This window comes from Wolbachia endosymbiont (group B) of Aricia artaxerxes (genome assembly GCF_964026975.1).
Taxonomy (GTDB): Bacteria; Pseudomonadota; Alphaproteobacteria; order Rickettsiales; family Anaplasmataceae; genus Wolbachia.
The window spans coordinates 986,315-998,695 of record NZ_OZ034718.1; the positions used below are offsets into that span (position 1 = coordinate 986,315).

8 protein-coding genes and 1 pseudogene are annotated in these 12,381 nt (G+C 33.4%); 5 read left to right on the forward strand and 4 right to left on the reverse strand.

Annotated features, from left to right (window positions below):
* The first annotated feature begins 159 nt into the window (after window positions 1-159).
* The 5 genes from AAGE00_RS04490 (at window position 160) to AAGE00_RS04510 (ending at window position 4,679) form a co-directional block, all read left to right on the forward strand.
* Window positions 160-867 (forward strand): ankyrin repeat domain-containing protein, encoded by a 708-nt coding sequence (locus tag AAGE00_RS04490; protein WP_230609168.1) that lies wholly within the window; start codon window positions 160-162, stop codon window positions 865-867.
* Entirely contained in the window at window positions 868-1,437 is a 570-nt protein-coding gene (locus AAGE00_RS04495; RefSeq protein ID WP_019236409.1) for an ankyrin repeat domain-containing protein, read from the forward strand. It abuts the gene before it with no gap.
* A gap of 17 nt (window positions 1,438-1,454) precedes the next feature.
* Window positions 1,455-1,877: a DUF2924 domain-containing protein gene (locus tag AAGE00_RS04500; RefSeq protein WP_019236408.1), complete on the forward strand. Its 423-nt coding sequence runs from the start codon at window positions 1,455-1,457 to the stop codon at window positions 1,875-1,877.
* A gap of 2 nt (window positions 1,878-1,879) precedes the next feature.
* Complete coding sequence (locus AAGE00_RS04505; protein WP_096097267.1) at window positions 1,880-3,436, forward strand: recombinase family protein; 1,557 nt, start codon at window positions 1,880-1,882, stop codon at window positions 3,434-3,436.
* 283 nt (window positions 3,437-3,719) lie between these two features.
* Window positions 3,720-4,679 carry an IS5 family transposase gene (locus tag AAGE00_RS04510; RefSeq protein WP_341815149.1) on the forward strand — a complete coding sequence of 320 codons (960 nt, stop codon included), beginning with the start codon at window positions 3,720-3,722 and terminating at the stop codon, window positions 4,677-4,679.
* 52 nt (window positions 4,680-4,731) lie between these two features.
* Here the strand turns inward: AAGE00_RS04510 and AAGE00_RS04515 are convergent.
* From AAGE00_RS04515 to AAGE00_RS04530, 4 genes and pseudogenes are all read right to left on the reverse strand, one after another.
* Window positions 4,732-5,559: pseudogene (locus AAGE00_RS04515) on the reverse strand (IS982 family transposase).
* 365 nt (window positions 5,560-5,924) lie between these two features.
* Window positions 5,925-7,232, reverse strand: a complete 1,308-nt coding sequence (locus AAGE00_RS04520) for a hypothetical protein (RefSeq protein ID WP_019236482.1) — start codon at window positions 7,230-7,232, stop codon at window positions 5,925-5,927.
* Window positions 7,233-7,588: 356 nt separating this feature from the next.
* Entirely contained in the window at window positions 7,589-9,532 is a 1,944-nt protein-coding gene (locus AAGE00_RS04525; RefSeq protein WP_341815174.1) for an ankyrin repeat domain-containing protein, read from the reverse strand.
* 649 nt (window positions 9,533-10,181) lie between these two features.
* Window positions 10,182-12,380, reverse strand: coding sequence for a hypothetical protein (locus AAGE00_RS04530; RefSeq protein ID WP_096097234.1), 2,199 nt, complete (start codon window positions 12,378-12,380; stop codon window positions 10,182-10,184).
* Window position 12,381 lies beyond the last annotated feature (1 nt).

The window sequence follows — 12,381 nt, forward strand, 5'->3', positions numbered from 1 at the left end:
TTTAGATCCTCATATATTATATTAATAATAGGTTAAAATGTATGAAATAAAAAGAAAAGGACTTGCTTTCTCATGCTAAAAAGGACATGACTTGAATAGCAGCAGGTAAATATAAGAAATTTGTCTGGCGCTAGAAAAGCTAATTTTGTGAGGTATGAAATGAGTTTTAGCAAGAGTAAGTTTTTTAAAGAAGTATCAAGTAACGGGTTTAAAAACATTAATAAAAGAAATGAAGAAGGAGAGACGATCTTGCATCAAGCAGTAGAAATCTCTGATTACAAAACAGTAAGGTTATTAATAAAAAAAGGAGCAGAGGTTAATGCAAGAGACAAAAATGGTTATACACCTCTGCACTGTGCAGTATTCGCAAAAAGTTTAGAAAATGTAAAAGTGCTGCTAAGGTCGGGAGCAGAAGTAAATGCCACTCAATATGTCACTGGATGTACGCCACTGCACTCTGCGTGCAAAATAGGAGGAGCAGGAGTTGAAATAATAAAAGAGCTGGTAAAGGCTGGAGCTGAAGTTAATCAACTGAATAAGTACGGAGCAACGCCAATGTATTACATATGGGAAAGTGAAAAGTATCGTCTATGTGATAGCAAAGAGAGTGAAAAGGCGAGTAAATTTTTGAGAGAAAAAGGAGGAATAACAAAAAGTAGAGAACTGACCTGCTATGGAATAGAGGGGCTAGTGGGAGAAATAGCAGACATGTTGAATGGAAGCTACATGCCGGAGCTAAAAATAATAGAGATAGGAGAAATAAGGAAAAGAGACAAATCACTAATAAAGGAGGAATGTCAAAATTTAGCAAGCAAGATAATAAGCCAAGTGAATGAAATGATTAATGAGACAGACTTAAGGTGGTAAATGGGTGGGGTAACTAAGATGTTCAATTTAAATAAGAGATTGGAAAAATTAAAGAAGAATTCATTTTATGTAATAAATGAAAAAGACGAAGGTGGTAATACAGTATTGCATCTAGCAGCACAATTCTCTGATGAAAAAGTAGTCAAGTTACTGATAGAAAGGGGAGCAGAAATAAATATAGAAAATAATAGCGGAGATACACCGTTACACCTAGCAGCATTTCTGGGAAAGGTAGAAAATATTAAGGCACTGATAAAAGGAGGAGGAGAAGTAAATGCTAAAAATGATGGAGGATATACGGCATTACATTGTGCAAGCATGATGAGCTGTGAAAAAACGGTAAGGGAGCTAATAAAAGCAGGATCAGATGTAAATACTAGAAATTATATAGGAAGGACGCCACTACACGGAGCAGTATTTATGAGGGAGATAAAGAACGTAAGAGCAATATTAGAAGCCAGGGGAGATGTAAATGAGAAAGATGATAAAGGATATACACCGATAGATTTGGCATATATGGGAAATAGCGAAGAGATCATGAGAGAATTAGTAGAAGGTTATGGAAGTTGATTGAGAAAAGGAAGAAAATGGTAGAAAAGGAAGTGTTGTTATTAGAGAGAAAATCGTTATCAGAACTGAGAAAAATATGGAAGAAGGTATATGGGGAAGAGGCACCTAAACATTCAAAGAAATATCTGATACCAAGACTATCATATAGAATGCAGGAGGAAGCATATGGAAAAATGTCAAGAAAAGGGTCAAAAAGACTAGAGTATCTGGCAGATCGACTAGAGAAGGGAAAAAGAATAAGTAGTGACAAATTGCCAGTAGCAGGAACAGAGCTAATATTAGAGAGAGGGGAAGAAACGCATGCGGTAATGGTAACAGACAAGGGTTTAATCTACCGAGAAGAATTTTTCACATCATTGTCAGCAGTAGCCGGAAAAATAATGGGAATGAGTTACAACGGACCTTTATTATTTGGAATGCGTGATAAAAATGGAAGTTGAAAATGCTAAAAGAAGTAAGATGCACGATATATACGAGAAAGTCAAATGAAGACGGTCTAGAACAAAAGTTTAACAGTTTAGATGCGCAGCGAGTAGCATGTGAAAAGTACATAAAGAGCAGAGAGGGTTGGGTAGTATTGGCCAAAAGGTACGATGATGGAGGTTTCTCAGGAAAGAATTTAGAAAGACCAGCAATAAAGGAATTATTTGAAGATGTTAAAGGAGGAGAAGTAGATTGTGTGGTAGTGTATACTCTGGATAGGCTATCAAGGGAGACAAAAGACAGCATTGAAGTAACATCATTTTTTAGAAGGCACCGAGTAAATTTTGTAGCAGTAACGCAGATATTTGATAATAATACGCCAATGGGAAAGTTTGTACAAACAGTGTTATCAGGAGCAGCACAGCTAGAAAGAGAGATGATTGTAGAAAGGGTAAAAAATAAAATAGCAACATCAAAAGAGCAGGGATTATGGATGGGTGGAACTTTACCGCTTGGGTATGATGTAAAAGATAAAGAATTAATAATAAATGAAAAAGAAGCAAAAATAGTAGGGCACATATTTGAAAGATATTTGGAGCTAAAATCAATGGCAGAATTGGCAAGGGAGTTAAATAGTCAAGGATACCGGACAAAATCAGATATCTTTAAAAAAGCGACGGTAAGGAGAATAATAACAAATCCAATATATATGGGAAAAATCAAACATTATGAAAAAGAGTATGAGGGAAAGCATGAAGCAATAATAGAAGAAGAAAAGTGGCAAAAAGCGCAGGAATTGATAAGGAATCAACCATATAGAAAAGCAAAATATGAGGAAGCACTGCTTAGGGGAATAATTAAGTGCAAGAGCTGTGATGTGAATATGACACTGACATATGCAAAAAAGGAGAATAAGAGATATCGATATTACGTATGCAACAATCATTTAAGGGGAAAAGGTTGTGAATCAGAAAACCGAAATGTAATAGCAGGAGAAGTAGAAAAAGAAGTGATGAGGAAAGCGGAGCAGATATATGAAAATTGGAGAGAAAAGACCGAAGAAAAATGGGAAAATTTAAGTTTTGGAAAGCAGAAAGAAGTAGTGAAAAAGTTAATAAAGGGAGTAATGATAAGAGAAGATGGAATAGAGGTACATTCTGAGTCAGAGGAAACATTTATACCAATAAAAAAGAAAGGAAATAAATGCACAGTAGTAGAGCCAGAAGGGAAAACAAATAATGCACTACTGAAAGCAGTGGTGAGAGCTCACCTATGGAAACGTCAGCTAGAAGAGGGAAAGTATAGAAGTGTTAAAGAGATGAGTGCCAAAATTAATATAGGTACAAGACGTATACAGCAAATTTTGAGATTAAATTATTTAGCTCCAAAAATAAAGGAAGACATAGTAAATGGGAGACAGCCAAGAGATTTGAAGCTAGCTTATTTAAGAGAAGTACCAATGTTATGGAGTGACCAATTGGAGAAGTTTTACGGCTTAGAATCTCAATTTACAAAAGCAATAGGCAATGGAAAAGACTATGTGCCAGAAAACCAATACTTTAAAACAAAGAATTAAGGTAAACTAGTTTTACAGGAACTGATACTTAACTATGTAATAAAAATAGTGATAATCTTAAACATACATATGAAACGATTCCAGAACTCCAAAGTTATTGCGTAAGAACCTGATAGCCCTTCTCCCGCTGAATCATGTGGTGGGTCTGATAAAACCCCAACTATGGATGGCTTTGTTGCATAGCTAGTGTTGGTTGAGGTTATTGTAAGAAGAAAAGCTTTTTAATATATGGCTACTAACGAATTTTGTTGTAAAATAGGCATTTTTCAAACAAGTACAACTTATGCCACAAAAAATGAGAGTAAGTAACCAAAGAGAATATAACGAGTTTCTCAAAAAAAGAGGAAATGTTTTTCATTTTGTTAATCAAGCCATAGAAAATTGGTATGAAAATAGTCCAAAAGTTGCAGGTGGCAATAACACTTATAGTGATAAAGTTGTAATTTTAATACACATAATAGTTCATCTTTTTAGAATTGGCTTGAGACAAGCTGTAGGTTTTGTAAAAGGTTATATGGTACAAATAGGCAAAAAACTTAAGATTATCAGCTATACACAAGCTTCCAGAAGATTTAAAAAGCTTAATTTGAAGATTGATGACCATAGAAGCAATAAAGATGATCTGGAAAATGTTGAAATTGCCGTAGATAGCACTAGAGTTAGTATCTACAATAATAACGGTGGGCATAGTAAGCTTAATATTCGAAAAAGAAAATACAGTGGTTATGGTCAAGTAAGAAAATTACATGTTGTTTTAAACATAAATGATAAGAAAGCAATAAGCATGAACTACACTAGTGGTGTTGCTGTAGACTATTTGCCGGTCTGCGATATGTTAGAAGAAGTCAGTGATAAATATAACATTTGTTCTATTCGAGCAGATGCGGCTTATGATATAAAAAGTGTGTATAAAGAATGCAGAAAATACAATATTGTGCCTATTATTCGCCCTAGGAAGGATACTAAAATTTGTTTAGCTGACTACTTATCAGAAAGAAACAAGTATATTAGTAGAATTAGGTCATATGAGAATTATGAAGATGGTATTAATGAATGGAAGAAAAAAGTTAAGTATGGAGCACGGTCTTATATTGAAGTCTTTTTCTATAGGTTGAAGCAAATATTTGGGTTTGGCTTGAAAAATAAATCAGAGGTAAATCGTGAAAAAGAGCTGTTAATTAAGTGCTACTTATTGAACAAATTTACTGATATAGGTATGGCTGAATTTAAATTAGCTGCGTAAATTCACTGTGATTTACATGCCTATCAGTGCTATGCAACAAAGCCACTATGGATTAGCCAGCAAAGAAAGGCATAGAAATAGAGGGCTTTTTCGACTGCATGGAATAGGAAATCAGAACAGAAAAAACATGAATTAGGAAATTTGTTGGCGATCTGTGTCTTGTGTGCTCAATCTCAAATTTGTTTTTCAAGGAGTCGAAAACAGTCTCAACAATCGATCTTTTCCTTAGTAAAATCTTCTCTTTAAGTGAAATGAGTACGTTTTTCATACCTTTTTTTACTTTAGTGACGAGTTTTAGGCCTCTATCAAAGAGTTTCTCAAAGAGCTCTTTCTTTATATAGCCCTTATCTCCAAACAAAAGTCCGGTCAGTCTTTTAGTGAGAGTTGGCACAGGTTTTCTGTCATCAACGTTACCTTTGGTTAGAGTAAGTGATTCCAATTTCATTAATTACCAAGTGCAATTTAAAGCCAAAAAACCAACCATATGTGCTCTTACTAATTTCTGCCAAACCATCAAAAACTTTGTTCTTGGAGATTCTTTTTTTGTGGCAAACAGCGATTGTAGAAGTGTCTATGTAGGCAATACCTGTCATTTTTGCTTGTTTGCAGAACCATTGCAAAAGTAATCCATAAAACCCGTGATTTAAGAGCGATAAATCGGTCATATGTTGGCAATTTAGAAAACTCAGATTTATAAAGTGGCAGATAAAGTAGGTAAAAAGCTTTGAAACTTTTGCAAGGGGATTGATGATATAATAGAATTATGGTGAGAATTTCCGAAGTCCGTTATTCTAGTGGGTTTTCTTCCTTTTGATAGGAGCATATTAGCAAAATTATCATCGACTGTGCGACAAAAATCCTCGACGCAACAGTAAAATATCTTTCTTCATGGGTAACCTCTTAATTATTGATAAAATACTTGAGCTTACCCTGTTTTCCTCTTCTTAGCTGCACTTTTATCTCTTTATTTAATCCATAGTTGGGGTGATAAAGGAAATTCTGTAGGTATCACAAAAGTCAATTCAATCAAACACAAAAGGCTATACCTATAAAAGAATAAACATCAAGAGAGAAAAATAATTTCTTTAGAAGAATCTCTAAATTATTAAGTCAACACTTATCCCCCTACTATTTCTTCTCACCTTGAGAGTATAGTTTATACCTAAGAAAATCTTACTTTGAAGATACATCAATTTTTTTACCCTCCAAGACCTTTCTTTTGTTTACTAATTTTAGTTGACTTCATTAACACACTACTATTTCTTTCGAAGCTCCCACCTTTTGCAGCTGGTCTAAACTATCGATTGGCCTCATAAGAGTAGATGGGACACCTGATTCTTTCACTACAAAATTTGATTGTTTAATAGTTTCAGCTGACTCTATAAGTATTCTACCGTTTCTTTCAAAACCTTTATCGTTAACAGCTTGTAGAACACTTTTTCCTCCTAAAAAGCAGCTTTCTCCTAGACTTGATTTATCTTTTAATTTGTTAAACTTCTCCTGGTTCTCTCCATCAAGCTTTACTTTTATTATATTACTATCACTAGGATACAGATGAATACTAATCTCGCCTACTTCAGTGGTAAAGGACATTTCAATGCTATCTCCTAAGACATCTGTATAATTTCTTTTTCCTCCTATATTTTCAACTCTTACTATACTCTCTCCAATCTGTAGGATGCTACTTTCTATACTAAAGTTTTCATTCACCTTACTATTCATAACCTTTCCAACTTCAACAATACTGTTTTTTGGCCACCTAAAAAGAACAAGATTGTTATCTACTTCTACTTGCAGATCATCATCTTGAACTTGTTCATTCTTATTTATTAAACCTTCATATGCGATACTTTTCAGTTTGTCCTTAATTTTTTTACACTCTGTAAAAATAGGCTCATCACTTCCCCACATAGTTTCACCTATCATTCTATCATTGTAAAAATCAGACTCTATTTTTGCACCTGCTAATAGCAGCTTATTGACAATATTGAATAAAGGTTCTAAAGCCTCTTCCCACTCATCTATTGCCTCTTCCCCATTGTCCTTATAACGTGATATAGTAGTAGGAGTTATACGCATAACACTGCTAGCATTAGCAATGTCAATTATTTTTTTAAATATAAAATTCGACACACTACGTTCATAGTGATCACAGCGTAAATTTAGCTTTATTTTTCTTTTCAAATGTTCATCTATTAAACGTTCCATCTTTTCTAGAGTGACCTTTGCAGAACTTTCGTATCTATTTTCATGAAACTCTTTCATTATACTTTCCATCTTGTCATGAAATTCATCAATCGAAACTTTTTCGCTTTCAGTTAACAGATTTGCTAAATTCATTAAAATTGAGTTCTCTGGAATAAAAGAACTTTCAACAACAGTATTGTTGTCTTCAACAACGGACTCATGCCAGTCATCAGTTTGTTCTTGATCTAACAATGATGGACTAGGCTCCAGAGTTTGCTGACCAAAACGTTCCATGTGCTGTTCTTCAGTAGCTAATCCACCATTTGCATGAACTTGCTTAGTTCCTAAAATATATTCTAATATCATAATCCCTCAATCTATAGATATATTATGTACATAATTAGCATGAATAAAAGCTAATGCAAGTATAATTTTTCTAATACCAATTTCCGTTAGTTATGAAACACATGAAAAAGAGCTGTTTTTGCCTATAATTGAGAAGTTAAACAAATTTATCATTTGCGTTCCCAACAATGAGTGTTGGTATTAGCTGCATGATGCATACGCTACTTTTAAATTTGATCAAACTTAACTAAAAAAGTAGTGATTTTCAATAATTTACCTACAATCTAATTCATAGTTGGGGTTAGAACAGTGTTACAGAACTTGATTATATACTAAAGCATAATCACTCTAGATGCAAAAGTGGTTAGCTGCATAATTTACCTAGCAATTTCTCCCCTAGAGTCAGAAACTCTTCTTAACTCTTCACGTTCTGTCCATTTGTTGTTAGACTCGCTTATTACTTCAGGATGCATTAATCCACCAGATCTAGCAAAAACACCTTGATCTATAGCTTCAATAACCGATAAACCTCCCAATAAGCAATTTTGCCCTATTTCTTCATGACTTGCTATTTCTTCAAATAGATCTTCATCGCTCACTTCTACTCTTATCAATTTTTTATTGTTCTCATCAGGATATAATCTAACTTCCAATTCTCCCAAACTAGTATAGAAAGTTAATACTATACTGCTGCCTTCTGTAAGATCTGTATAATTCCTTATGCCATCTTCAGTTTTAATTTCTACTTCACTATTACCGATCTTTACTATATTTCTTCCACACTTTACATCTCCATCTGTTAGACCTAAATCCCTTGCCCCATCTGTTATCTTTATAATGTCTATTTTACTATCTTTAGAATATTCTAAGTAAAAAACGGAGTTGTCTACTCTTGCATCTTTTAGCTCGCTATTGGTTGCACTTTTTGCGATTTCAATAAACTTATGAGAATTGCTAATATAATCTCTATAAGCTTTTTTTAGGTTAGTTTTATGCTCTTTAAATTCTGATGTCAGTGTGTTAGCATCAACTGTATTACCAAACACTGCCCCTTTTGATACTAATTGACATATTATATTACTAGCAACTTTAGGATTTTTTTCCAACTCACTGATTTTTTTCATCACATAATCGGTAAAAGTGTACTCATTACCTGAAAAGAAATCTTGTGAAAGAGAATAGTTTAATCGTACACCAGACTTTATAGCATCGTTTACAATCTCTTCAAGTTCAGCCATGTTTTGAGCCTGAAACACCTTATCAGAAAACTCATTTAACTTTTCCTTTTGATTTGAGGTTAAATTAACGAGTAATTTACTGACCTGTCCTTTCTTTTGCTGACGATAAATAATATTTTTATCATAATCTAATGCTCCTGCTTCTAGAAATATTTTTCTTAACTCTTGAGCAAGATCTTCATTGTCCCAAGCAAAACGTTCAACATATGAGAACACTTTTGACTCACCCATTCCGTGCCGAATATTTAGCACCACTTTTAGGTCTGAGTCTCTTTTATGCTTACTTAAAAACTCCTTTAAATTTTTAGTGCAGTCTGAATCTAGTGCAAGTAAGTCATACAATTCCTTATTCATCTTTTTCTGTTTATCAGTTAAAAATAATTCTGCTATATTATAGCAGAGTTTATTAGTTGCTATTTGTTGTGGAGTTTTACCCTTTCTACTTGTTATATTAGGGTTAGCTCCTTTTGAGAGGAGAGAGTTTGTATTATCGTAATGACCTTTGGCAGCAGCAAGGCATAATGGTGTTTTTCCTTTATTATCTTGTATGTTAGGATCTGCGCCTGCTTCTAAGAGTAAATCTATAGCCTGATTTCCTATGCGACGAAATCCACCAATATTTGCTCCTGCAATCGCATGCAATACTGTTGATTGAGATTCTCCTCTTCTTAGGTTAAGAATCACTTTTAAATCTTTATTGTTTTTATTATCATGTAAAAATTCTTCAAGGGGCTCAGTATTATCAAATGAACCACAGTTAGAAGCTAAACATTTTAGAGCACTAAGTAACTTTTTGTTTAAAATTTTTTGACTTGGCGTAAGATCATGGTCCAGAGCAAACCAAACACAAATTTGTTCACTTAATCCAAGTTTGCTATCTATCAAAGATAATGGTTCATTATAGTTTCTGACTGATGGTAAGTCTCCTGAGTACCACATATCATTCATCAGCTCATTTAATAAATGCTCTTTAGATGATAGATGTTCTATAATGGACTCATATTCGAAATCATATAGTTCTGATTTGGATTTTGGCTTTAGTAGATTGATGATAGATTTTACCATCCCAGTAGACTCACTCATACTTACCCCTTAAGCTAAGATATATGATATATTGTATGCGATATGTAACATTAAGTCAATAACCATAATCTTTTTACTGCTCACGTCGTTAAGCTTTTGTTAAGTTTTTATGGTGAGTAACAATGGAGTATATAGAGAGGTTAAAAGTTGCTTATGACTCCAAATTTGAGCTAATTTTACTATAAATCAACATGGTTAAGACCTATACTTGATATCACTACTATAAGAGCATGATGCTTTAAAGGAGCACGGAAACTGCTGAAGCTTATACAGTAACCTGCGGAGCCACTTCAGCAGAATAAACAAACACATGCCAGTATTAGTAGAGAATTATTTATAAGTCAACTAACTTTTTCAAAAATATTTTAGCAAGAACATCAGTGTTGTGAAAAAAAGTTCAAAACCTTCCAGCCTTGGTAACTATTTACACAATACATACTTTTAGCTCTTAGCTATCTAAGGAATTCACTGGAGATTGATTACTATAAATGTAATTCATATTATGCTTAGTAATAAATGTATCGGAAAACGAACTTTTAACAGCACTCCATGTACTCGTATCAGGATCATTTTGTTTTCCTTCTATAACTTTGTCACAAAACTTCCCGACAGCATAACCTACTTAAGATGACTATTTCTTAAGACTAGATCACTGATTAACTGCTCGAGATAGACCTGCTTGTTTAACATAAGGTTGTTGGAGACTACCTGGCTGTTGACCAAAAGCAACCACAGAGCTATGTCTTACATCTACCTCTACAAACTCATTACCAATTTTTATAAGGGAACCTTCATCTGTTGCACCTTTATTAAAAACAGCATATATCAGTTTCACTTTGCCAGCATCAGTAATTACCTTATACGCTTCACCTTCTTTATATCTTTTCAACTGGTCCTTAGCATCTTTTTCTTTTTTATCCAATTCTCCTTTCTTAGCAAATTTTAGCTCTATTCCAACTGGGGGGTATTCTTTTTTTTGATCAGTAGCATTTATAACCAAAATAACATCCAACTTCTCTCCACCACCTATTTGAAATTCAGTAATAACTTTTATATTATCTTCTCCGTAGCTACTAAATAAACCATGCAATACAGCTTGAAATGTAGCCTCATTGCTTATTAATGATTTGAAAGGATGTAGTATATGAGAAATTTCTTCAAATAGTTTTTTGTAATCATCATATTTACCAGATTCTATAGCTTTGCTCAAAGCTGCTTTAAATTTTTTATTTTCCACAATTCGAGTAAAATTACCTTGTAAAATTTCTTTACCTCTTTTGTATTTGTCCAATGAGTCATACGTATTTACTGTAATTCCCTTATTCTTATTACAGTACTGATCAAATGGATTCTTATTACTAGGCGTACTGTATAAGTTACAGGTTATTTCTTGTATCTTTATGTCATTGACGTTTTGAATTCTCCTAATATTTTCAATAGGAATTCCTTTATTATCTGGCACTCTCAATGCAAATTCATTTTTTTCATTTATGTTGAGTATAAGCACCTTCTTACCTAAAGTTAGCACTATAGTTGTAACACAATCCTCAATACTTTCTTTTGCTGCTTCTGGGCGTTTCTGTGATCCAGTAACCATTTTATCATTTTGATCATAAATAAAAATATGTTTACCTAACTTTTCACGCTTAATAATATTAGAAATAAGTACTAGCTGACCTAAGATCATTCTGCTGACATAATTAATATTATCACTTCCACCATTGCTCCAAACAATTCCATAGTAAAGATACTCTAGCTGTGTTCTTATCACCTCAGCATTCGCTGCTTCAGTGCCAAGTAACTTTTCTATTACAGAATTACCTTCTCGACTAAGAAAATTTTCTACATCAATTTTAACATTTTCGTGATGAACCATGTCAAAATTTAATCCTACACAAATAGCTTCATTAGCTATAGTAATCATTCTTATAGAGTTAGAAAAAGAGCCCTTAACATAATCTTGTGCTTGCTTCAATGCTTTTATCACTGTACTTATCTCACCAGTACCTGCTTTAAGCTCAATAATAATAGGAATAGAGCTTAGCGACTTATCAGAACCGCGCACAAGTAAAATAATGTCTGCGTAACCTTTTCCAGCAAATAATTCGAGATAAAGTTTTAGGTGAAAACGATACTTAAAATTTATCAAAAACCCAGCTAAAAACCCATGATGACTTGATTCTTTACCGCTAAATAGAGTTTCTTTTTCATATTTCTTATAGACATTTGTAATATAATTAAACATTCTTCTAGCGTTCTTTTTTACTTCTTCGAAATCTTGATTACTCAATTTTGAAATTAAGCTCTCTAGGTCTTGTTGGTCACGATCTTTTTCTATTTCTGTAAAACCTTTTTGTGAATAATCAGTCTTTTTACTAAAAGCTGGATCAACCTTTCCGTACTTTACTTCTTTTCCTGTAATTGTTATTTCATGCTCTTCTTTTTCTAGTTTATCAAACTCTGCTCCCATTTTCCATTTCTGTGCTATTTTTTCTAACTCTCCTTGAGAGAACTTTAGATGCATGTTACCATCAACTTGATCAGACATCGTTATACACTTAAGTCCCTCATTAGTTAATATAGCTATTTTTAAAGTTCTATTATCATCAAAACGAAAATGAAGTTTTTTAATACCAATTTTAGTAGCAAGTTCTGTGTCTAATACAGTAGCAAACATACCAAAAAAGAAACTAGGGAAAAAGCCTGGCTTTCCAACTGAATGCAAAAAAGAAGGAGATTGATTGATAAACGATTGGAACCTTTTTTGAAAATCTAGGAACTCGTCTTTTGATTTATTTCTCATTAACAGAAGCTGTACCAACTCAAGCGGCTTGACATTACTTGGCATA

Bases quoted from the DNA above. Each gene is read 5' to 3' on its own strand.
- AAGE00_RS04490 (WP_230609168.1), top strand. From the start codon at position 160: ATGAGTTTTAGCAAGAGTAAGTTTTTTAAAGAAGTATCAAGTAACGGG.
- AAGE00_RS04495 (WP_019236409.1), top strand. From the start codon at position 868: ATGGGTGGGGTAACTAAGATGTTCAATTTAAATAAGAGATTGGAAAAA.
- AAGE00_RS04500 (WP_019236408.1), top strand. From the start codon at position 1,455: ATGGTAGAAAAGGAAGTGTTGTTATTAGAGAGAAAATCGTTATCAGAA.
- AAGE00_RS04505 (WP_096097267.1), top strand. From the start codon at position 1,880: ATGCTAAAAGAAGTAAGATGCACGATATATACGAGAAAGTCAAATGAA.
- AAGE00_RS04510 (WP_341815149.1), top strand. From the start codon at position 3,720: ATGCCACAAAAAATGAGAGTAAGTAACCAAAGAGAATATAACGAGTTT.
- AAGE00_RS04520 (WP_019236482.1), bottom strand. From the start codon at position 7,232: ATGATATTAGAATATATTTTAGGAACTAAGCAAGTTCATGCAAATGGT.
- AAGE00_RS04525 (WP_341815174.1), bottom strand. From the start codon at position 9,532: ATGAGTGAGTCTACTGGGATGGTAAAATCTATCATCAATCTACTAAAG.
- AAGE00_RS04530 (WP_096097234.1), bottom strand. From the start codon at position 12,380: ATGCCAAGTAATGTCAAGCCGCTTGAGTTGGTACAGCTTCTGTTAATG.